General features: G+C 68.1%; 20 protein-coding genes. 15 read left to right on the top strand and 5 right to left on the bottom strand.

Annotated features, from left to right (window positions below; all coding sequences use genetic code 11):
- The first annotated feature begins 48 nt into the window (after window positions 1-48).
- Complete coding sequence (locus tag FBY36_RS00780) at window positions 49-846, top strand: alpha/beta hydrolase (RefSeq protein ID WP_142116904.1); 798 nt, start codon at window positions 49-51, stop codon at window positions 844-846.
- On the opposite strand, the gene FBY36_RS00775 is transcribed toward FBY36_RS00780, so the two are convergent.
- Window positions 843-2,162: an AI-2E family transporter gene (locus FBY36_RS00775; RefSeq protein WP_142116903.1), complete on the bottom strand. Its 1,320-nt coding sequence runs from the start codon at window positions 2,160-2,162 to the stop codon at window positions 843-845. The genes FBY36_RS00780 and FBY36_RS00775 overlap by 4 nt on opposite strands.
- Before the next feature lie 235 nt (window positions 2,163-2,397).
- On the opposite strand from FBY36_RS00775, the gene FBY36_RS00770 reads away from it, so the two are divergent.
- The 3 genes from FBY36_RS00770 to FBY36_RS00760 are packed head-to-tail and all read left to right on the top strand — an operon-like array spanning window position 2,398 to window position 6,213.
- The gene (locus FBY36_RS00770) at window positions 2,398-4,068 is read left to right on the top strand and encodes a hypothetical protein (RefSeq protein WP_142122421.1); all 1,671 of its coding nucleotides are present in this window, start codon (window positions 2,398-2,400) and stop codon (window positions 4,066-4,068) included.
- Window positions 4,069-4,120: 52 nt separating this feature from the next.
- Window positions 4,121-5,116: a tetratricopeptide repeat protein gene (locus FBY36_RS00765; protein ID WP_142116902.1), complete on the top strand. Its 996-nt coding sequence runs from the start codon at window positions 4,121-4,123 to the stop codon at window positions 5,114-5,116.
- A complete protein-coding gene (locus FBY36_RS00760) occupies window positions 5,116-6,213 on the top strand; it encodes an NADH:flavin oxidoreductase/NADH oxidase (RefSeq protein ID WP_142116901.1) in 1,098 nt (365 codons plus the stop codon). The genes FBY36_RS00765 and FBY36_RS00760 overlap by 1 nt, the downstream gene beginning before the upstream one ends.
- A 34-nt stretch (window positions 6,214-6,247) precedes the next feature.
- On the opposite strand, the gene FBY36_RS00755 is transcribed toward FBY36_RS00760, so the two are convergent.
- Window positions 6,248-8,122 carry a Na+/H+ antiporter gene (locus FBY36_RS00755; protein ID WP_142116900.1) on the bottom strand — a complete coding sequence of 625 codons (1,875 nt, stop codon included), beginning with the start codon at window positions 8,120-8,122 and terminating at the stop codon, window positions 6,248-6,250.
- 51 nt (window positions 8,123-8,173) lie between these two features.
- Here FBY36_RS00755 and FBY36_RS00750 point away from each other — a divergent pair, with 51 nt between their 5' ends.
- From FBY36_RS00750 to FBY36_RS00730, 5 genes are all read left to right on the top strand, one after another.
- Entirely contained in the window at window positions 8,174-8,968 is a 795-nt protein-coding gene (locus tag FBY36_RS00750) for an ABC transporter ATP-binding protein (RefSeq protein WP_142116899.1), read from the top strand.
- The gene (locus tag FBY36_RS00745; RefSeq protein ID WP_142116898.1) at window positions 8,950-10,521 is read left to right on the top strand and encodes a transporter; all 1,572 of its coding nucleotides are present in this window, start codon (window positions 8,950-8,952) and stop codon (window positions 10,519-10,521) included. Before FBY36_RS00750 ends, FBY36_RS00745 begins: the two co-directional genes overlap by 19 nt.
- 21 nt (window positions 10,522-10,542) lie before the next feature.
- Window positions 10,543-11,322, top strand: coding sequence for a glucosamine-6-phosphate deaminase (gene nagB / locus FBY36_RS00740; RefSeq protein WP_142116897.1), 780 nt, complete (start codon window positions 10,543-10,545; stop codon window positions 11,320-11,322).
- A gap of 108 nt (window positions 11,323-11,430) precedes the next feature.
- Window positions 11,431-11,772 (top strand): DUF3039 domain-containing protein, encoded by a 342-nt coding sequence (locus tag FBY36_RS00735; protein WP_142031611.1) that lies wholly within the window; start codon window positions 11,431-11,433, stop codon window positions 11,770-11,772.
- Window positions 11,772-13,553 (top strand): DEAD/DEAH box helicase, encoded by a 1,782-nt coding sequence (locus FBY36_RS00730; RefSeq protein ID WP_142116896.1) that lies wholly within the window; start codon window positions 11,772-11,774, stop codon window positions 13,551-13,553. The genes FBY36_RS00735 and FBY36_RS00730 overlap by 1 nt, the downstream gene beginning before the upstream one ends.
- 4 nt (window positions 13,554-13,557) lie before the next feature.
- On the opposite strand, the gene FBY36_RS00725 is transcribed toward FBY36_RS00730, so the two are convergent.
- Window positions 13,558-14,190, bottom strand: a complete 633-nt coding sequence (locus tag FBY36_RS00725; protein WP_142116895.1) for an isochorismatase family protein — start codon at window positions 14,188-14,190, stop codon at window positions 13,558-13,560.
- Window positions 14,191-14,201: 11 nt separating this feature from the next.
- Entirely contained in the window at window positions 14,202-15,530 is a 1,329-nt protein-coding gene (locus FBY36_RS00720) for a nicotinate phosphoribosyltransferase (protein ID WP_142116894.1), read from the bottom strand.
- Between the two features lie 155 nt (window positions 15,531-15,685).
- On the opposite strand from FBY36_RS00720, the gene clpS reads away from it, so the two are divergent.
- The 6 genes from clpS (at window position 15,686) to rdgB (ending at window position 20,002) form a co-directional block, all read left to right on the top strand.
- Window positions 15,686-16,069, top strand: coding sequence for an ATP-dependent Clp protease adapter ClpS (gene clpS, locus FBY36_RS00715; RefSeq protein WP_142116893.1), 384 nt, complete (start codon window positions 15,686-15,688; stop codon window positions 16,067-16,069).
- On the top strand, window positions 16,062-16,628 hold the full coding sequence (locus tag FBY36_RS00710; RefSeq protein ID WP_142116892.1) for a DUF2017 domain-containing protein: 567 nt from the start codon (window positions 16,062-16,064) through the stop codon (window positions 16,626-16,628). The genes clpS and FBY36_RS00710 overlap by 8 nt, the downstream gene beginning before the upstream one ends.
- Before the next feature lie 123 nt (window positions 16,629-16,751).
- Window positions 16,752-17,765: a glutamate racemase gene (gene murI, locus FBY36_RS00705; RefSeq protein WP_142122420.1), complete on the top strand. Its 1,014-nt coding sequence runs from the start codon at window positions 16,752-16,754 to the stop codon at window positions 17,763-17,765.
- A complete protein-coding gene (locus FBY36_RS00700) occupies window positions 17,762-18,559 on the top strand; it encodes an MBL fold metallo-hydrolase (protein WP_142116891.1) in 798 nt (265 codons plus the stop codon). Before murI ends, FBY36_RS00700 begins: the two co-directional genes overlap by 4 nt.
- A 28-nt stretch (window positions 18,560-18,587) precedes the next feature.
- Window positions 18,588-19,346, top strand: a complete 759-nt coding sequence (gene rph / locus FBY36_RS00695) for a ribonuclease PH (protein WP_142116890.1) — start codon at window positions 18,588-18,590, stop codon at window positions 19,344-19,346.
- Window positions 19,343-20,002, top strand: coding sequence for an RdgB/HAM1 family non-canonical purine NTP pyrophosphatase (rdgB, locus tag FBY36_RS00690; protein WP_142116889.1), 660 nt, complete (start codon window positions 19,343-19,345; stop codon window positions 20,000-20,002). Before rph ends, rdgB begins: the two co-directional genes overlap by 4 nt.
- Window positions 20,003-20,094: 92 nt before the next feature.
- Here rdgB and FBY36_RS00685 read toward each other — a convergent pair whose 3' ends face one another.
- The gene (locus FBY36_RS00685) at window positions 20,095-20,889 is read right to left on the bottom strand and encodes a DedA family protein (RefSeq protein WP_142122419.1); all 795 of its coding nucleotides are present in this window, start codon (window positions 20,887-20,889) and stop codon (window positions 20,095-20,097) included.
- Window positions 20,890-20,918: the final 29 nt, after the last annotated feature.

Below are 20,918 nucleotides of genomic sequence, written 5' to 3'. Positions count from 1 at the left end.
GCCCTGCCGTGTGACGCTGCCACCCCCGCTGTCGCTAAGCTGGCAGGCATGACTTTTGATCCGGCGTCGTACCAATTCACCCAAGCCGCGGGACCTGTCCCCATCCGCGCCTCCACCGTCCTGCCTGCCCGGCGCGAGAACATCGAGCTGCAGACCGCGGACGGCCACAGGCTGGTGGGCGAACTGGCGCTGCCTGAATCGGGTCCGGTCAAGGCCACGCTGATCACGCTCCATCCGCTGCCGACGCACGGCGGCTTCATGGATTCCCACGTCTACCGCAAGGCCTCCTACCGGTTGCCGGCGCTGGCGGGAATCGCGGTGCTGCGCTTCAACACGCGGGGTACCGCCTCCGCACGCGGCACAAGCAGCGGGGCGTTTGAGGAAGGGATCGGGGAGCAGTATGACGTGGAGGCGGCCGTGCGGTTCGCCGTTGACCGGGGACTTCCCAACCGCTGGCTGGTCGGCTGGTCATTCGGGACCGAACTGGCGCTGATGTACGGTGCCCGGGAGCCGGTGGCCGGGGAGATCGAGGGCGCGGTCCTGTTGTCGCCGCCGCTGCACCGGGCCACGGACAAGCACCTGCAGCTCTGGGCGGAATCGGGCAAGCCCCTGACCGTCCTGGTGCCGGAGCATGACGACTTCCTCCAGCCTGCCGAGGCAGCCGAACGGTTCAGGCTGGTGCCGCAGGCGCGCGTGGTGGGCGTGGACGGGGCCAAGCATCTGTGGGTGGGGGAGAAGTACGCGGGACGGGTCCTGAACGACATCGTGGCGCTGGTCAGCCCCGACCCCGGCGCAGCCCCGCTGCCGCAGGAATGGGACGGCCCGGCGGCCACTGCCGGAGCTTAGTGCTGGTCCTGCCGGACGATGTAGATCTCCCGGAGCAGCAGCAGTACGGCGGCGGCGGTGGGAATGGCAATCAGGGCACCGAGCACGCCCAGCAGGCTGCCGCCGGCGATAACGGAGATCACCGCCACCGCACCGGGCACGGCAACTGCCTTCTGCATGATGCGCGGTGAGATGAAGTAGGCCTCGAACTGCAGGTAGGCGAAGTAGCAGACCGCGTAGATGGCCGCCGCCTGCCAGCCCTCCGTGAGGGACACGAGGACCACCACGATGCCTGCAATCATGCCGCCAACCAGCGGGATGAATGCGAGCAGGACCACCACGAACGCCAGGAGCAGGGCAAACGGAATGCCCACAATGGACATCACCACGAAGGCGAACGTGGCATTGAGAAGGGCCACGCAGGCCTGGCCGATCACGTAGTTCCCCACCGACCGGGTGATTTCCTCCGAGAGGGCTGCCACCCGTTTCCGGCGGGAGCGCGGCGCCAGCCGGTAGCCCCACTTCTTCATCGCCGGCAGCGCCGCCAGGAAGTACAGGCTCAGCACCAGGACGATCAGGGTGCCGAACAGCCCGTTGGCCACGGTGGAACCGAATCCCACCACGCCGCCGAAAATACCGCCCATGGCGGCGGGATCGTTGACGAACTTGTCCAGTTCCTCGGTAATGCGGTCGCGCACGCCGAACTGGTCATCGAGGCTGCGGAAGAAGTCCGAGTCCATGAAGCTGCGCACCCAGTCCGGCGCCTGCCGCACGATCTCCGATACCTGTTCAACAATGGTGGGGATGAGCGTGGCGAAGAATCCGACGACGGCGCCCATCAGGACAGCCACGGAGACCAGGATGCCGGCGGGCCGGGGGATCCTGCGGTTCTCCAGCCAGCCCACCACGGGTTCAAGCCCCAGGGCGATGAACAACGCCGCGACGATCCACAGCAGCAATTGCGTGGTGTGGGACCCGATCCAGTAGACCAGCAGCGCCAGTCCCACGCCCACCGTCCCCATGAAGCCCATGTACAGCGGATGTTGAGGGGACATGCGTGGCCCGGGGTGGCCGAACTGGGGTTCCTCGTCGCCGCCCTGCTCCACGTCCGGCACTTGTCCCGTGTATTCGGGGGGCATTTCGAAGCGGAGCCTGGGCTGTGCCCCTGGCAGGGGCTGGCGGAGCCTGCGGACCACCTGGCCAAGGGCGGCGGTGGCGTGACCCCTGCGGTGCGCGGCTGCTGCCATGCCGAGGGGAGGCACCGGCGCAGGGACAGGGCCCTTGGAATCCCCGGATTTTCCGGCTGCAGCCGAGGACGGGTCCGTCTTGTCTGTCACTGGTTTTGGGGGCCTGTTCCGTGCTTGGCTCCGCGTTTGCGGGCGGGTGTGATGATCATCGCAAACACTATCAGCAGGCTTGTCACCGCGAGCTGAAGCCGCCACCTTGAGTCCGCCAACGGAAGGGGCCGGCCTGGCCAAAAGGGGCCACGGGTAACAAAAAGGTTACTATTGGAGGCAAAACCCCCGCTGATGATAGGTGTTTCCCTTGCGTTTAAAGACTGCAGCCGCACTTGTGCTGCTCGGCCTCCTGACACTTTTGGCCGGCATCGGCCAGAGAACCATCTGGGCTCCATCCGAGACGTTCACCGCGTCCGTGCCGGCCGATTCCGCTGCCGCGCCCCTGACCGTCATTGATCAGAAGCTGCGCACCCTGCATGACGGACCGGTCAAGATCACCGTCCAGGGCGACGGAAACTTCATGCTGGCCACCGGACGGCCTGATGACGTCAGCGCCTGGGTGGGCCAGACGGCGCACAACACCATCACGGGCGTATCCGGGGATGAAAAATCCCTCGTGGTTGAGCACGCCGACGGCGAAGGCACCGCACCCAACCCGGCCGGTTCGGATCTCTGGGTTTCCACCGAGAACGCCGGCGGCGGGCTCGACTACACCTGGACCCCGCCTGCCGACGGTGACTGGAGCCTGCTGCTCGCCTCCGACGGCACCAAGCCGGCCCCCGCCTCTGTCTCCATGACCTTCCCCAATGACACCTCCACCCCCTGGGCCGTTCCGCTGATGGTCCTGGGCGGCCTGCTGATCCTGGGCGGAATCGTCCTGGCACTGCTCTCGGCCCGCCGGAAGGACGGCGAGGGCGGCGAGGGCGGGGATGCCCGCCGTGCCCGTGAACGTAACGCCGCTCCGCAGGGCCAGGCCCCGTCGTCGTCCTCCTCTTCCAAGGCCACCATGGTGGCGGCCGGTGTGGTTGCAGCCCTGCTCGCCGGATCCGGCACCGCAGCCCAGGCCGCCAATCCCAGCCCGCAGCCGTCCGGGGGCGCCACGGCAGCCAAGGATGCAGCGGGATCGCCGGTCCTGCTGGACGCCCAGTTCCGCCGGATCCTCGAACAGGTCTCCAGTGCCGCCGACGCCGGCGACGCAGCAAAGGATGCCGCCAAGCTGTCGGACCGCGTGGGCGGACCCGAACTGGAAATCCGCACCCAGAACTACAAGATCCGCTCCCAGGTGGGCTCCTACGAGCCGCGCATGCCGGTGCGCTCCACCAAGCTGCTGACCACCGTGGTCACCAGCGGCCGCGACTGGCCGCGCTCCGTGCTGGCCGTGACCCAGGGCGAAGGGAACGTGGTTCCGCAGATCCTGACCCTGGTCCAGCAGTCGCCGCGTGAAAACTACAAGCTGATGGAAACCACCCCGCTTCAGCCGGGCACCACCTTCCCCAACATCAGCCGGGGCGGTACCGAGACGCTCGCCGCATCGGACAAGACCGGACTGCTCTACAGCGGCGAGGAAGCAATGTCCGGCCTGGCTGACAGGCTCACCTCAGCGGACTCGCCCTTCAAGGACAAGCTGGTCGAGGGCCAGTCCTCGCCGTACATCGCCGACACCCTGTCCTACCAGGCCGAGGTGGTGAAGGCGGGCGAGAATGGGAACTTCTCCTTCACGCACAAGGTGGTCCCCGAAAGCACCGTGGTATTCCGCACCTCCGACGGCGGGGCCCTGGTCCTGGGTCGAATCAACTTCGGCTTCGAAGGCACCCCCAAAGCGGCCGGTGACAAACTGAGCATCGGCGACGACGCGGCAGCACTGGCCGGCGGCAAGGAGACCACCACCGGCATGGTCCTGAGCTTCGCCGAATCCATGGCGGTCTACGTCCCGCCCGCAGGATCCACGGACCCGATGAAGCTCGTCGCCGCCACCCGCGGCCTGGTCGGGGCCTCCTTCAAGTAGGCCCCTGGCTGTATTACCACCGGCAGCGGCCGGAGTGGCTAGAGTGGGAAACATGAGTTCGCCAGCTTCCCGCCCAGTCCCTCCTGCCGCTGCCAACCCGCTTAACCTGCGCGGCGCCGTCGACCTTTCCTCGCTGAAGCGCCCCGCATCACCCTCCGGTACTGCCGCCCCCTCCGGCCCTGCCGCAGGAACGCCGCAGGCTCCGCAGCCCGGGGCACCCGCCGGCGGAACCGAACTCACGGTCAACGTCACCGAGGCCAACTTCCAGCAGCTGGTGGAACTGTCCGCCCAGGTCCCGGTGGTGTTCGCCCTGTGGGCCCCCTACTCGCCCGAGTCCGGCAGGATGGTCGAGACCCTTGAGCGCGTGGTTGCCGGCTACGGCGGCCGCCTGGTCCTTGGCGCCGCGGACATCGAAGCCTTCCCGCAGCTTGCCCAGGCCTTCCAGGTGCAGGCCGTCCCCACCGCCGTCGCCGTCCTCAAGGGGCAGCCGGTGCCGCTGTTCCAGGGCGGGGCCGAGGAACAGCAGGTGCGCAGCCTCTTCGACGAACTCCTCAAGGTGGCTGCGGCGAACGGGGTCACCGGGAGCCTTGACGGTGGAGCGGGCGGAGAGCCGGAGCCCGCGCCGCTGCCGCCGCTGCACCAGGCCGCCTTCGACGCCATCGAGGCCGGCGACTACGCCGCGGCCGCCGAGGCCTACCGCCAGGCGCTGAAAGAGATGCCGTCGGACCACGAGGCCAAGGCCGGGCTGGCGCAGGTGGAGCTGATGGACCGGCTGCAGTCCTTGTCGGCCCAGGACAGCGAGGCCCTGCGCGCGCAGGCCGCCGATGAGCCGGACAACCTGGCGGCGCAGCTTGGGGTGGCGGACCTGGACGTGGCCGGCGGGCACGTCGAGGATGCGCTGAACCGGCTGGTGGCATTCATCGGCAGGAACTTCGGCCCGGAGCGGGAGACCGCACGGGTGCGGCTGCTGGAGCTGTTCGACGTGGTGGGCGCCGGTGATGAGCGGGTGGCAAAGGCTCGGCAGGCGCTTGCCCGGGTGCTCTTCTAGTGCCGGCCCTGTTCCAGCCGCTGACGCTGCGGTCCATGGAGCTGGAGCACCGCGGCTGGGTGTCTCCCATGTGCCAGTACAGCTGCGATCCCGACGACGCCCCCGGAGTGCCGAACGACTGGCATCTGGTGCACTTGGGCGCGTTCGCCACGGGCGGCGCGGCAATGATCCTCACGGAGGCCGCGGCAGTAAACGCAGCCGGCCGGATCAGTCCCCGCGACGCCGGACTCTACAACGACGACCAGGCGGCGGCCTGGCATCGGATCATTTCCTTTGTCCACCGGCACGGCGTTGCCGGAACGAAGATCGGCGTGCAGTTGGCCCACGCCGGGCGCAAAGCGTCCACGTACTGGCCGTTTTCCGGCAAGCACGGCAGCGTTCCGGCGTCCGACGGCGGCTGGGACACCGTGGGCCCGTCCACCTCCGCCTTTGAAGGCTATGCGGCGCCTGCCGCCATGACCGAGGAACAGATCCACGGCGTCATTGCCGATTTCGCCGCAGCCGCTGTCCGCGCCGTGGACGCGGGCTTTGACACCATGGAAATCCACGGGGCGCACGGCTACCTCCTGCACCAGTTCCAGAGCCCGCTGATCAACCAGCGCAGCGATGACTGGGGCGGCGACGAAGCCGGACGTAACCGGCTCATGCTGGCCGTGGTTGACGCGGTCCGCGCCGTGATTCCCGATTCGATGCCCCTGCTGCTCCGGATCTCGGCCACGGACTGGGCACCTGGCGGCGTGGACCAGGCAGCGTCGGTCCGCCTGGCACGGGAGGCTGCCGCGCACGGTGTGGACCTGGTGGATGTTTCCAGCGGCGGGGCAGTGGCCAACCAGCAGATCAAGCCGGGCCTGGGCTATCAGACCGGATTCTCGGCGGCCATCCGCGGGGAGGCAGGAATCGCAACCGGCACCGTGGGCCTGGTGACCACCCCCGGTCAGGCGGAGCACGCCATCGCCACCGGGCAGGCAGACGGCGTCTTCATTGCCCGGGCGGCCCTGCGGGACCCCCACTGGTGGTTCCGCGCCGCATTCGACCTGGGCTATGACATGGCTTGGCCGCCCCAGTACGAGCGGGCCATCCCGCGCCGGGCCTTCTGACCGCGGCGTCCCGGGCTGCCGGTTCATGGTGCCGTCAGCCCAGCAGGTCGTCCACGTAGCACCAGCGCCACTCTTCGCCGGGTTCGATGCTGCGCATGACCGGATGGCCGGTCTCCTTGAAGTGGCGGCTGGCGTGCCGGCCCGCGGAGGAGTCGCAGCAGCCAACGTTTCCGCAGCCCAAGCACAGCCGCAGGTGCACCGGTGTGGTCCCTTCCCGCTTACACCCGGCACAGGACGGGTTGGCGGGGGCAGGCGACGGCATGGTTGCCGCCAGGTGGTCGCAGACGCCGCCGGGCTGGGACAGCCCTTCGCCGGCGCCTTCAGCGGCAGCGCCCAGTTCGTGGAGGGAAGCGTCCAGCATGGACTCCTCCACATCGAGCCGTTCCAGGACCTCGCTGAGGACTTCATGGGCAAAGTCCCCGCCGCGCCGGAGCTCCAGCACCTTGTCCCGTTCGGCCTCCAGCATGGCCATCCGCAGCTGCGCGTACCGCTGGCTTGGGGTGGCCGCCTCTGCCGCGGACCTGCCCAGGCGTTCCCAGGCCGCAAGTCCCCGCTCCTGCGTGCGCCGCCGCAGCATGTCCATGACCTCCGGCGGGTCGCTCTCGCGCCGCAGCTGCTCCAGCCGGTCCATCCCCGCGGCGGTTGCCAGCTGCATCAGTGAGGCCTGGTTCAGCGCGTCCTCCCGCTTGTCCGGCCCCGGCAGCCCGAGGGCCCGGACCAGGGCCGGCAGCGTGAATCCCTGCAGCACCAGGGTGCCGGCCACCACCACCATGGCGGCCAGGACCAGCACGTTGCGGTGCTCCAGGTCATCCGGCAGCGTCAGGACGGCGGCAAGGGTGACCACTCCGCGCATGCCCGCCCAGGACACAATGGCGGGAAACTGCCAGGGCGGCGCGGGGTCTGCCCGCTGCACGGAAGGAACCAGGCGGGGCAGGTACGTGGCCGGAAAAACCCAAACGGGGCGCAGCACCAGCACCGCCAGCAGGATCACGGCGCACCCGAGCCACACCCGGCCGGCGCCCAGCGAATCGTCCTGGACGCTGTCAATGATGCTGCGCACCTGCAGGCCGATCAGGAGGAACACGGCGTTCTCCAACAGGAACTGGACGGTGTCCCAGTTGCTCCGGGCGCTTTGCCGCGCGGCACCGTTGGGCATTGAGGGCGCCTTGGTACCCATCACCAGGCCGGTCACGACGACGGCGAGCACGCCGGACGCGTGGATCGCCTCGGCGGGAAGGAATGCAACGAACGGTGCCATCAGCGATGTTGAGGTGTTGATGGCAACGTTGCTGATCCGTTTCCTGATTTCGGTGAGGAGGTAAGCGGCGGCGAGGCCCACCGCGAGGCCCCCGCCGGCCGCCACCACAAAGCCGCCGGCCACGTCCAATACTGAGACGGACCCGGCGATGGCCGCCAGGGCTGCGCGCAGGCACACCAGCGCCGTGGCGTCATTGACCAGTGATTCGCCTTCCAGGATGTTCACGATCCGGCGCGGCATTCCCACCTTCCGCGCAATGGCCGTAGCGGCCACGGCGTCCGGAGGCGCCACCACTGCGCCAAGGGCAATGGCGGCCGCCAGCGGGATTTCGGGGAAGAGCCACCACACCACGAGCCCGACTCCCAGGGTGCCGAAGATGACGTAGCCCACGGACAACAGGCCGATGGACCTGCGGTTGGTCTTGAAGTCGAACAGCGAGGTGCGGAACGCGGCCGCGTAGAGCAGCGGCGGCAGCAGGCCCACCAGCACCAGTTCGGGGTTCAGCTCCACCGGCGGAATGAACGGCAGGAACGATCCCGCCACTCCCGCCAGGACCAGCAGCAGCGGAACCGGGATGTTGAACCTGCGGCCCACGGCGCTGCCGGCGCAGACCACAGCAACGATCACCAGCAGGCCCAACGCAATGTCCATGAGGTTAGTCTCCCACCCCCGCCCGGCCCGGTCCGCGGCTAGGCTGGCATCATGACTGCTCCGATCCCTGACCAGGCGTCGAATACCGGGCCCGTGGCGGCCCTTTCCATCCGCGGGCTGGCCAAGCGGTTCGGCGGGAAGATCGCGGTGGACGGCATCAGCCTGGAAGTTCCCGCGGGTTCCTTTTTCGGGATCGTGGGCCCCAACGGCGCGGGCAAGACCACCACGCTCTCCATGGCCACCGGCCTCCTGCGCCCCGACTTCGGCACTGCGGTGGTGCATGGGGTTGATGTCTGGCAGCACCCGCTGGAAGCCAAGCGGCTGATGGGAATCCTGCCTGACGGCGTCCGGCTCTTCGACCGGCTCACCGGGGAGCAGCTGATCACGTACGCCGGGCTGCTGCGCGGCATGGACAAAGCCGTAGTGGCTGCCCGGGTGGGGGAGCTGCTGGCGGCCATGGACCTGACGCAGGACGCCGGCACGCTGGTGGTGGACTATTCGGCCGGCATGACCAAGAAAATCGCGCTGGCCTCCGCCCTGATCCACGCCCCGCGGCTCCTGGTCCTGGATGAGCCCTTCGAAGCGGTCGACCCGGTATCAGCCGCGAACATCCGCTCCATCCTGGACCGGTATGTGGCCTCCGGCGGGACCGTCATCGTGTCCAGCCATGTGATGGATCTGGTGCAGCGCATGTGCGACCACGTTGCCGTGGTGGCCTGTGGCCGGCTGCTGGCAGCGGGGACCGTGGACGAGGTCCGCGCCGGCGCCTCCCTTGAAGACCGGTTTGTGCAGCTGGTTGGCGGCCACAGCCACACGGAAGGGCTGGAATGGTTGCGCACCTTCTGAGGCTCAAGCTCACGCTGCTGCGCAACGGGCTGCGCCGCAGCCCCTGGCAGCTGGTGGGCATGGCCATCGCGGGGCTCTATGCCCTCGGGGTCGTGGCAACACTGATCATCGCCCTGGTCCTGCTGCGCAACGCAGGCCCCGAGACCGCACACACAGCAGTTGTCCTCGGCGGCTCCGCCGCCGTGCTTGGGTGGGGCGTCATACCGGTGGTGGCATCCGCCACGGACATGACCCTTGATCCGGCGCGCTTCACCACCTTTGCGGTTCCCATGAAGCAGCTGCTCGCCGGCCTGGCCCTGGGCGGGTTGATCGGCATCCCGGGCCTGGCCACCGTGCTCGTGGCCCTGTCCACGGTGGTGACCTGGTCCCGCGGAGTGCTTCCCGCGCTCGCAGCCCTCCTGGGCGCAGCCCTGGGCGTGATGACCTGCGTCGTGCTGGCCAAGGTGGTCACCACCGCAACGGCAAGCCTTGCTGCTTCCCGGCGCTTCAAGGACATAAGCGCCATCGCGTTCATGGTGCCCCTGGTCCTGCTGGGACCCATCGTGGCGGGGGTTGGCCGCGGCATCAGCGCGTCCACCGGGTTCCTGCCCGGGTTCGCCCGGACGTTGTCCTGGACTCCGCTCGGAGCACCGTGGGCGCTCGGCGGCGACATCGCGTCCGGCAGGCCCGGGCAGGCCGCTGTGAAGCTGCTGGTGTCCGTGGCGGTCCTCGGCGCCCTGGCCTGGTGCTGGAAGCTGCTGCTCGAGCGCGCGCTGGTCACCCCGCCATTTGCCGGTGCCGGAAAGCGCAGGGGCGGCCGCCTGGGTCTGTTCGGCGTGCTGCCGGCCACCCCCGCCGGCGCCGTGATGGCCAGGTCGCTCACCTACTGGCTTCGGGACCCGCGGTATTCAGGTTCGCTGGTGGTGATCCCGCTGCTTCCGGTGGTGCTGGCTTTCCAAGGGGCCCAGACCGGCAGCTACGGCAGCCTTGCCTTCCTCGCCCCGGTTTCGGCCTTCATCCTGGCTTGGTCCATCTCCGCGGACGTCTCCTATGACAACACAGCCTTTGCGCTGCACCTGGCCACCGGGGTCCGCGGGGTAGCGGACCGGCTTGGCAGGGCCCTTGCGTGCCTGACCTTCGCGCTGCCGGTGGTGCTGGTGTTCGCCGTGGGGTGCGCGGCCTTCACGCACAACTGGGCAGCGCTGCCTGGCCAGCTGGGATTCAGCCTGGGAATCCTCTTCACGGGCTTGGGGCTGTCCTCGGTGGTGTCGGCCCGGTATACGGTTACTGTCCCGCTGCCGGGCGACAGCCCGTTCAAGAAGCCACCGGGCAACGTGGGCCAGACCCTTGCGGTGCAGTTCGTGGGGATGCTGGTCCTGATGGTCCTGGTCCTGCCCGAGGCCGCGCTGCTGGTTGCCCAGGCTGTCACGGGGAACGTCCTGTTCGGCTGGCTCAACCTGGCCGCAGGAACAATCGTTGGCCTGGCCCTCTTCCTGGCCGGCGTCCGCCTGGGCGGCAAGTGGATCGAGGCGCGGGGGCCCGAGCTCCTGGCGCAGGTAACCGTCAACCGCTGACAAGATCCCGGAAGGAACACCATGGAAATCGTCATCCTGGGCGGCAGCAGGCAGATCGGAAAACTCGCAGCCGACGCCATTGAACAGCTGCTCCGGCGCAAGCCCGCCGCCGTCCTAGGCCTGGCCACGGGGTCCTCGCCGCTGCCCGTCTACGACGAACTGGCCGCCCGGCACGAACAGGGCCTGGACGTCAGCCGTGCCTCCGGATTCGCGCTGGACGAATACGTTGGCCTGCCGGCAGGCCATCCCGAGTCCTACCGTGAGGTGGTCCGCCGTGAATTCACCAACCGGGTGAACATCGCGCCGGAGAACGTCCATGGCCCCGACGGGACCGCAACCGACATTCCCGCAGCGTGCGACGCGTACGAACAGGCCATCGCCGCGGCGGGCGGTGTGGACCTGCAGCTGCTGGGCGTGGGCACCGACGGCCATATCGGCTTCAATGAACCAGGCTCTTCCTTCGCATCCCGGACCAGGATCAAGAGCCTGATCGAGCAGACCCGCAGGGACAACGCCAGGTTCTTCAACAGCCTCGCGGAGGTGCCGCACCATGTCATTACCCAGGGACTGGGCACCATCATGGCGGCCAGGCACGTGATCCTCCTGGCAACGGGGGCGCAAAAGGCCCAGGCTGTCCGCGATTTCGTGGAAGGGCCGGTGGCAGCCATCTGCCCCGCGTCCGTGCTGCAGTTCCATCCGCACGCCACGGTCCTGCTGGACGAGGCCGCCGCTTCCGCCCTGAAACTGGCGGATTTCTACCGCCACACCTACGAGAACAAGCCGGCCTGGCAGGGGCTTTAGATGCCTTGCAGGCGCTGCCGCCGACCATGAAAAAGTACGACGGCGGCCGGCGCCGGACCCTGCCACGGGCGTGCCGCCGTCGAACGCCCGGACCGTGGAACGGCTAAGATGAATGCCATGACTAGCATGACGGACCCTCTCGACAACGACCCGATGCGCGAGCTTTCCGGGGCTGGATCGTCCACGGCCACCATTGAGCGCGAGGAACTGCGCCAGGAAGTGGAACCCGGGGACCGGGAGCGCTTTTCGCACTATGTGCGGAAGGAAAAGATCATGGAGTCCGCGCTGACCGGGGAGCCCGTCATCGCCCTCTGCGGCAAGGTCTGGACGCCGGGCCGGGACCCGCAGAAGTTCCCGGTTTGCCCCATGTGCAAGGAGGTCTACGAAGGCCTCCGGCCGGGCAATGACGGCGGCAAGGGTCCCGGAGGGGACTCGGGCAGCAACAAGTAGTGACGGAGACGCTCTTTGGCGGCCCCACCCTGCCTCCGGCCTATCCGGAACGCGCAGCCTGGGGAACCGCCCCGAAACTCCGTGCCTGGCAGCAGGAAGCCCTGGACCTCTACCTGAAGAGCAGTCCGCGGGACTTCCTTGCGGTGGCAACCCCGGGTGCCGGTAAAACCACCTTCGCGCTGCGGATCGCCTCCACGCTCATCGACTCCGGTGCCGTGAACCGGGTGACCATCGTGGCGCCCACTGACCACCTGAAGCGCCAGTGGGCGGATGCTGCCGCCAAAGTGGGGATCGCCATCGACCCCAACTTCAAGAACTCCGACGGCCAGCACGGCCGCGGCTTCATCGGCGTCGCCGTCACTTATGCGCAGGTGGCCAGCAAGCCGCTGCTGCACCGGGCCAAGACTGAAGCGGCCCGGACCCTGGTGATCCTGGACGAAATCCACCACGGCGGCGAAGCCCTGTCCTGGGGCGACGGCCTGCGCGAGGCGTTCGATCCCGCCGTGCGCCGGTTGTCCCTGACCGGTACCCCGTTCCGGTCCGACACCTCGCCCATCCCGTTCGTCGAATACGCCGAGGACCGGGACGGCATCCGCCGCTCCAAGGCCGACTACACCTACGGCTACGGCAACGCCCTCCGCGACCATGTGGTCCGGCCCGTGATGTTCATGGCCTACTCCGGCCAGATGCGCTGGCGGACCAGCGCGGGCGAGGAAATGGCGGCGTCCCTCGGTGAGGCAGCGGTGACCAAGGACATCACCAGCCACGCCTGGCGGACGGCGCTGAACCCGGCAGGGGAGTGGATCCCAGCGGTCCTGGCCGGGGCGGACAAAAGGCTCAGCGAGGTCCGGCGCACCGTCCCGGACGCCGGCGGCCTGGTCATCGCCACCGACCACGAGGACGCCCGCGCCTACGCGGGGCAGTTGAAGAGGATCACCGGGGAGTCGCCAACTGTCATCCTGTCCGATGACGCCAAGGCCTCCAGCAAGATCGAGGAATTCTCCGCCGGCGAGAAGCGCTGGATGGTGGCCGTGCGCATGGTGTCCGAAGGCGTTGACGTTCCGCGCCTTTCCGTCGGCGTCTACGCCACCTCAACCTCCACGCCGCTGTTCTTCGCCCAGGCCGTGGGCCGCTTCGTGCGTGCCCGTAAAAGGGGAGAGACGGCGTCGGTCTTCCTGCCCTCGGTGCCGCAGCTGATGGCGCTGGCCAACTCCATGGAAATGGAACGCGACCACGCCCTGGACCGGCCGGAGAAGGAGGACGGGGACGGGCTGTTCAACCCCGAAGACTCGCTCATGGAGGAGGCCAACCGCGAGGAAAAGGCCTCCGACAGCCTGACCAAGGGCAAGTTCGAGGCGCTGGACTCGCAGGCGTCCTTTGACCGGGTCCTGTTCGACGGCGGCGAGTTTGGCACCGGCGGCGAAGTGGGGTCCGACGACGAGCTGGACTTCCTGGGGATCCCCGGCCTGCTGGACGCGGAGCAGGTGGGGACGCTGCTGCGCCAGCGCCAGCATGAGCAGCTGAACCGGAAGAACCGGAAATCGCCCGCTGCAGCCGAAAGCCAGGCCCCGGCCGTTCCTGACCACCGGATGCTGATGGACCTGCGCAATGAACTGGCCAAGAACGTCGCTGCCTGGGCTGCCCGGACCGGGACTCCGCACGGCGTGGTGCACACCAAGCTGCGCACGGTCTGCGGCGGTCCCCCCGTGGCGCAGGCCAACGAGGAGCAGCTGAAGTCGCGGCTGCGCAAGCTCCAGGACTGGTTCGTGGGCCGCAAGTAGCGGCTCAGGCGATGTCGGCCCCGCCGAGTTCCAGTTCGGCCACCGTGTCTTCGAGGTCCTCGGCGATGCCGGCGGTCAGCGACCGTACCACTGTGACGCCGTAGCCGGCCTGGACGGCGTCAAGCGCGGTGGCCTTTACGCAGTAGTCGGTGGCGATGCCCACCACCACCACGTCCTCCACGTCGTGGCTCTGCAGCCAGTCATCGAGGCCGATGGCGCCCTCATCGGGCTCCAGCGACTCCCTGGCGCCGGCCAGTCCGCCGGCCTGGCGTTCCCCGGTGGGAACGGCGTCCTCCGGGGCCAGCAGTCCCTCAAAGCCTGAGTAGGCGGCGGCGAACTGGCCCTTCCGGAAGTAGGCATCGATGTACTCCGTGTCCAGATCCGGGTGAAGATCGGCTCCGCGGGTGCCGGCCACGCAGTGCGGCGGCCAGCTCTCCTTGAAATCAGGGGTGTCCGAGAAGTGGCTGCCGGGGTCCACGTGCCAGTCCTGGGTGGCAACCACGTAGTCGTATTCGCTGTTGTGGGCATCCAGGTACTCGCTGATGGCCCCTGCCACGGCCGCGCCGCCGGGAACGGCGAGCGAGCCGCCCTCGCAGAAATCATTCTGCACGTCCACGATGATCAAAGCGCGGGACATCAAGTGCTCCTTCAGTTTTCCTCGTAGACAGTGGGGATGGCGGCCTCGCCCCGCTGCAGGCGGTTGACCACGGACGGCAGCTCGGCCATGGAGTCGGCGTGGCGCTGCCGTGCGCGGAGCACGCCGTCGTAGCCGGTCCAGCCCGGCAGCAGCTCGCCGTTCTTCATGAACTGCTGCAGCAGTGGGCGGTCATTGCCGTCGTCCTCCGGCCGGTGTCCCACGCCCACCACCTCCGCGGTGGCGGTGCCCCGTTCGTCCAGCTTCCGCAGCGCGTACTTGCGCCCGCCCACGCTGGCCTTGTTCTTGGCCGCCTTGGCCACGGACACGAAGTTGCCGTCGTCGCCGGCGCGGCTGACCAGCTTGTAGACCATGCTGGCGGTGGGAGCTCCGGAACCGGTTACCAGGGACGTTCCCACGCCGTAGGAGTCCACCGGCGCCGACTGCAGGGCGGCGATGGCGTACTCGTCCAGGTCCGAGGTCACCACGATCTTGGTGTGTTCGTTGCCGAGGTCGTCCAGCAGCCTGCGCACCCACTGCGCCTGGGCCACCAGGTCGCCGGAGTCCAGCCGGACGGCGCCCAGGCGGGGCCCTGCCAGGTCCACTGCCGTGCGGACTGCCTTTTCGACGTCGTACGTATCCACCAGCAGCGACGTGCCCTCGCCCAGCGAGGCAATCTGGGCCTCGAAGGCTTCCCGCTCGGTGTCATGGAGCAGCGTGAACGAGTGGGCTGCGGTGCCCACGGTCTTCACGCCGTAGCGGATGCCTGCTTCAAGGTTCGACGTGCTGTCAAAACCGGCAATGATGGCCGCGCGGGCTGATGCCGTGGCGGCTTCCTCATGGGTGCGCCGGGAACCCATCTCGATACAGGGCCGGCCACCGGCGGCACTGACCATCCGGGAAGCGGCGGAGGCAATGGCGGTGTCGTGGTTAAGTACGGACAGCAGGTAGGTCTCCAGCATGCAGGCTTCGGCGAAGGAGGCCTCGACGATCAGGATGGGGGAGTTGGGGAAGTACGCCTCGCCCTCGGCATAGCCCCAGATGTCGCCCGAGAATTTGTAGTTGGCCAGGTACTCCAGCGTCTCCCGGTTGACCACCCGGGTCCGCTCCAGGAACTCCAGTTCGGCGTCGCCGAAGCGGAACTGCGCGATGCCTTCCAGGAGCCGTCCGGTTCCGGCTACGATGCCGTAGCGCCGGCCGTCGGGCAGCCGCCGCGCGAACGCCTCGAACACGGACCTGCGGTGCGCGGCCCCGGAATGGAGGGACGCCTGCAGCATGGTCAGCTCGTAGTGGTCGGTGTAAAAGGACGTGCGGGGATGGTCCCAGCCGGCTGAGGTGCTCACGAAAGTCACTCTAGTCCCCACCGGCTCCCTCGTCTCGCTTCGCTTCGCCGTGGGGCCCTCGCCGGCGTGGGCCCACCCACCGGCTCCCTCGTCTCGCTTCGCTTCGCCGTGGGGCCCTCGCCGGCGTGGGCCCAACCCCAACATAGAATGGACAGATGACCATAAGCGTTGCGCCCGGCACTGGTACACAGGAGGGCACCCGGACCGGCACGGCAGAGTCCACCGACTCCCTGACCGCGCCGGACATCCCCTGGAACCTGGTGATCTGGAACGATCCCGTCAATCTGATGAGCTACGTCAGCTTCGTGTTCCAAAGCTACTTTGGCTACTCCGAGACGAAAGCCAACAAATTGATGATGGAGGTCCACAAGAAGGGCCGCTCCATCGTCGCCTCGGGCAGCAAGGAGCAGGTGGAGCGCCACGCCGTGGCCATGCACGGGTTCGGCCTGTGGGCCACGGTGGAAAAGGCCAGCGGCGGCAACGGCGGCGCATCAGGCAAGTCCGGCGGTCCGCGCCAGGGTAAGGGAAAACGTGGCTAAGGCATTTAAATACGGGCTCAAAGGCATCACCGGCTACCTTGAACCGGCTGAACGGGACCTGCTGCGCAGCCTGATCGACGACGTCATCTCCATGCTTGAGCCCGAGGACCGCACCGGTCAGGACCCGCTGGCAGCGCTGATCGGCCTGGACATGGACGTGGCCGAACCCACGGACCGTGCGGTAAAGCGGCTGCTCCCCAACGTGGTGAAGGACGACGGCGGCGCGTCCCTTGAGTTCCGCCAGCTCACCGAGCGTTCTCTCCGGGAAACAAAGATCGGGGCCCTGCGCGCCGCGGCGCTGGACCTGGACAGGGACGAGATCGTCCTGACGCCGGAGGGGGCGCAGCACTGGTCCATGGCGCTGAACGATGTGCGGCTGGTCCTGGCGGAGCGGCTGGACATCCGGGACGAGGCGGACGCCGAGCACGTCCACCGCATGCAGGACTGGTCCCAGGCCGAGGACGTGGAGAGCTACCTGGCACTCGTGTACAACTTCACCACCTGGCTTCAGGAGTCCCTGGTCCAGGCCATGCTGCAGTCCATGGAATCCCGCCGGTGAGCCACGGCGGCCAGGGGGAGGCCGTCCGCTGTGACGCAGACGACATGAGTCGCAGGACACAAGATGATGGCTGACGCTTCCGGGAACACCTATCCTCGAATAATCATGACTACAGCCCCGAGCATGGAACCACCGGCGGAAGCGCAGGACACGGACCCCGGCAGCGGGTTTCCGGACGCTGCCCCGGAAACCCGTCCCATCGGTGTGTTCGATTCCGGTGTCGGCGGGCTCACCGTGGCCCGCTCCATCATCGACCAGTTGCCCAATGAGTCAATCCTCTACGTGGGGGACACCGCCCACGGGCCCTACGGGCCGCTCCCCATCGCGGAGGTGCGGGCCAACGCCCTGGGCGTCATGGACGAACTCGTGGACTCCGGCGTTAAGCTGCTCACCATCGCCTGCAATTCGGCGTCGGCGGCTGTCCTCCGGGATGCCCGCGAGCGCTACACCGCCAAGTACGGCATCCCGGTCATTGAGGTCATCCAGCCCGCCGTGCGGCGCGCCGTTGCCGCCACCCGAAGCGGACGGGTGGGCGTCATCGGCACGTCCGCCACCGTTGGTTCACGCGCGTACGAGGACACCTTCGCCGCCGCGCCTGACCTGGAGATCACCTCCGTGGCCTGCCCGGAGTTCGTCAGCTACGTTGAGGCCGGAATCACCACGGGCCCGGCGCTGCTCGCCGTGGCGGAGGAATACCTTGCGCCGCTGAAGACCGCCGGTGTGGACACCGTGGTCCTGGGCTGCACGCACTACCCGCTGCTGACGGGCGTGATCTCCTACGTCATGGGCGCGGACGTCACGCTGGTCTCCAGTGCCGAGGAAACCGCCAAGGACGTGTACCGCGCCCTGGCCACCCACAACCTGCAGCGAACCTCCCAAACCCCGCCCGAGCACCACTTCGTGGCCACCGGCGACGCCGGACAGTTCGAGGCGCTGGCCCGGCGCTTCCTGGGCCCTGAGGTGCTGTCCGTCCGCCACGTGGACCATGTGGCCGCGCAGTACCCCACAGGCAGCCTGGCGCGGATCACCCCGGAGATGATCGCCGCTGCGCAGAGTGCGCGCGACCGCCCCCGGATCTCCAACTTCGTTGGCGGCGGACTGGCCGGTGCCCACCGAGCCGGAGGGACCGCCCTGTGAAGCTGACCATCGTGGGATGCACGGGCTCGTTCCCCGGGCCGGGCTCCCCGGCGTCGTGCTACCTCCTGACCGCCACGGACGGTGAACGGACGTGGAAGGTGGTGATGGACCTCGGCAGCGGTGCGCTGGGAGCCATCCAGCGCTACACCGACCTGGAGGACATCGACGCGATCTTCCTCACCCACCTGCACCCGGACCACTGCATGGACCTGTGCGGGCTGCATGTGGCCATCCGCTGGAAGCCCGGCGGCTGGGACCGCGGCCGGATTCCCGTGTGGGGGCCCGCCGCCACAGCCGACAGGATGGCAACCGCTTACGGGCTGGACCTGGACCCCGGCATGCATGAGGAATTCGACTTCACCAACTGGACCGAACGCGAACCCGTGACCGTTGGCCCCTTCACCGTGACCCCCTTCGCCGTCAACCATCCCATCGAGGAGGCGTACGCCCTGCGGGTGGAGGTGGTGGAGCCCGGCAGGGACGGCACACCGGTGTCCCGGGTCCTGACCTATTCCGGCGACACGGATTCCTGCGCAGGGCTTGAGGAAGCCGCCAAGGATGCGGACCTGTTCCTGTGCGAGGCAGCCTTCGAAGAAGGCCGTGACGCCGAGATCAAGGATGTCCACCTGACCGGCAAACGGGCGGGGGAGGCTGCAGCGGCGGCCGGTGCGCGGCGGCTCCTGCTGACCCACATCCCGGTATGGACCTCCCAGACCACCGTCATGGCCGAAGCCCGTCCTGTGTTCCCCGGCGACGTGGCCGTTGCCGTGGCAGGCGTGCACTACACCATCTAGCCGCGCCGGCACTCGATAAGCTGGGGGCATGACATCTGAAGCAACTGCAGTGCCCATTGTGCGCGCCGACGGCCGTGCCCCCGACCAGCTCCGGCCCATCAGCATCACCCGCGGATGGTCCAACCAGGCTGAGGGATCGGCACTCATCGAGTTCGGCAACACCCGGGTGCTGTGCACGGCCTCGCTGACCCCCGGTGTCCCGCGCTGGCTGAAGGGCGAGGGCCGCGGCTGGGTCACGGCGGAATACGCCATGCTGCCGCGCGCCACCAACACCAGGTCCGACCGCGAATCCGTCAAGGGAAAGATCGGCGGCCGCACCCACGAGATTTCGCGTCTGATCGGTCGTTCGCTGCGCTCCATTATCGACACCAAGGCCTTGGGGGAGAACACCATCGTCCTGGACTGCGACGTCCTCCAGGCCGACGGCGGCACCCGTACGGCGGCCATTACGGGAGCGTATGTGGCGCTTGCCGACTCCATCCGGTTTGCCCGGGACAACAAGCTGATTGCCCGCACGGCCGAGCCGCTCGTGGACACCATTGCCGCCGTCTCCGTGGGGATCATCGACGGCGTTCCCATGCTGGACCTGCCCTACGTGGAGGATGTGCGCGCCGAGACCGACATGAATGTGGTGGTTACCGGATCCGGCAAGTTCGTGGAGGTGCAGGGCACCGCGGAGGGCGCTCCCTTCGACCGGGCGGAACTGGACCAGCTCCTCGACCTGGCCCTGCTGGGAACGGCCCAGCTCGCCGCCATCCAGCGCGAAACCCTCGCGGAATCCCTGTGAGCGGAACCCCTGCGGGCAGCACTCCACGGCTGGTGCTCGCCACGCACAACAAAGGCAAACTCCGCGAACTCCGTGAGCTGCTGCGCGGGCAGGTACCAGGGCTCGACGTCGACACCCAGGTGGTGGACGCTGCGGCGGCAGGTGCGCCGGACGTCGCAGAAACCGGCGTGACGTTCGCCGAGAACTCGCTGTTGAAGGCGCGCGCCGTGGCCGGCGCCACCGGACTGGTGGCCATCGCCGACGACTCAGGGCTGGCCGTGGACGTCATGGGCGGGGCTCCGGGGATCTTCTCCGCCCGCTGGGCAGGGCGCCACGGGGACGACGCCGCCAACCTGGACCTGCTGCTGAACCAGCTCTCCGACGTTCCGGACGAGCACCGCGGCGCCGCGTTCGTCTGCGCCGCCGCGCTGGCCATGCCGCCCGGCGCGGAAGGCCCGGGGCGCGAAGTGGTGGAGTACGGGCAGCTGGAGGGCATCCTCCTGCGTGAACCCCGGGGGACAGGCGGGTTTGGCTACGATCCCGTGCTGCAGCCGGCAGGCGAGGACCGGAGCTGCGCCGAACTCTCTGCCGAGGAAAAGAATGCCATCAGCCACCGCGGCAAGGCCTTCCGGGCACTGCTGCCGTCGATCGTGGCAGCCCTGGAGGCAGCCGGCTAGGAGCCGGCCGGCGAGGCAAGCCAACGAAAAGAAGGTGTCCACCCCGGCGGGGTGGGCACCTTCTTTTTCACAATGTGGTGGCGGGACGGCTGCTACTCCGGGCGGCCGCCGCGGATGTTGCGGGGAGTCTTCTGCTCCTCTTCCGGCTCGTGTTCCTCGATGAACTCATCAACCGGATCGGTGCCGTAGGCCTGCGCCTGGCGCTTGGCGGACAGGCCGCGCAGGACCTCGATGCCGATGGGAATCACCGACACCAGCACGATGGCGATGAAGATGATGTCCAGGTTGTCCCGGACCCACGGAACCTTGTCGCCCAGCAGGTAACCGAGCAGCGTCACGCCGCCGCCCCACAGCGCGGCGCCGATGACGTTGTAGATGAAGAACTTCTTCCTGCTCATCTGCGCAACGCCAACGATCACGGGGACAAAGGTACGGATGATGGGCACAAACCGGGCCAGGATCAGGGCCTTGCCACCGTGCTTTTCAAAGAAGGCATGCGCATTTTCGACATTTTCACGTTTGAAGAGCCGCGAGTTTGGCTTGTTGAAAATTGCGGGGCCGGCCTTGGAACCGATGAGGTAGCCGGTCTGGTTGCCGATGATCGCCGAAACCACGATCAGCAGGGCCAGGAGCCAGATGTTGAATTTGATGGTGTCCGTGGCCACCAGCAGGCCCGCGGTGAACAGCATGGAGTCCCCGGGGAGGAAGAACCCCACCAGCAGCCCGGTTTCGGCGAAGACGATTCCGCACACCAGCAGAACCACCCAGGGAGCGAGCGCGGGATCGGCCAGGAAGACCTGGGGGTTCAGCCAATCGGGCAGGAAGGAAGCCATTTTTGGCTGCACCGGTCCCGCACCGCCCAGCATGGACACAGCGAGGTCATTCATCACAGGAAAGTTCACCCCTCAAGGGTACT

This window comes from Arthrobacter sp. SLBN-122 (assembly GCF_006715165.1).
GTDB lineage: Bacteria > Actinomycetota > Actinomycetes > Actinomycetales > Micrococcaceae > Arthrobacter.
Note: the sequence above shows the minus strand (reverse complement) of the source record. Positions and strands in the feature narration are given on the sequence as shown.

What these genes read in the sequence shown, in the direction of transcription:
- FBY36_RS00780 (WP_142116904.1), top strand. Translation starts at nt 49, where the DNA reads ATGACTTTTGATCCGGCGTCGTACCAATTCACCCAAGCCGCGGGACCT.
- FBY36_RS00765 (WP_142116902.1), top strand. Translation starts at nt 4,121, where the DNA reads ATGAGTTCGCCAGCTTCCCGCCCAGTCCCTCCTGCCGCTGCCAACCCG.
- FBY36_RS00755 (WP_142116900.1), bottom strand. Translation starts at nt 8,122, where the DNA reads ATGGACATTGCGTTGGGCCTGCTGGTGATCGTTGCTGTGGTCTGCGCC.
- FBY36_RS00750 (WP_142116899.1), top strand. Translation starts at nt 8,174, where the DNA reads ATGACTGCTCCGATCCCTGACCAGGCGTCGAATACCGGGCCCGTGGCG.
- FBY36_RS00745 (WP_142116898.1), top strand. Translation starts at nt 8,950, where the DNA reads ATGGTTGCGCACCTTCTGAGGCTCAAGCTCACGCTGCTGCGCAACGGG.
- nagB (WP_142116897.1), top strand. Translation starts at nt 10,543, where the DNA reads ATGGAAATCGTCATCCTGGGCGGCAGCAGGCAGATCGGAAAACTCGCA.
- FBY36_RS00735 (WP_142031611.1), top strand. Translation starts at nt 11,431, where the DNA reads ATGAATGCCATGACTAGCATGACGGACCCTCTCGACAACGACCCGATG.
- FBY36_RS00725 (WP_142116895.1), bottom strand. Translation starts at nt 14,190, where the DNA reads ATGTCCCGCGCTTTGATCATCGTGGACGTGCAGAATGATTTCTGCGAG.
- clpS (WP_142116893.1), top strand. Translation starts at nt 15,686, where the DNA reads ATGACCATAAGCGTTGCGCCCGGCACTGGTACACAGGAGGGCACCCGG.
- murI (WP_142122420.1), top strand. Translation starts at nt 16,752, where the DNA reads ATGGAACCACCGGCGGAAGCGCAGGACACGGACCCCGGCAGCGGGTTT.
- rph (WP_142116890.1), top strand. Translation starts at nt 18,588, where the DNA reads ATGACATCTGAAGCAACTGCAGTGCCCATTGTGCGCGCCGACGGCCGT.
- FBY36_RS00685 (WP_142122419.1), bottom strand. Translation starts at nt 20,889, where the DNA reads ATGAATGACCTCGCTGTGTCCATGCTGGGCGGTGCGGGACCGGTGCAG.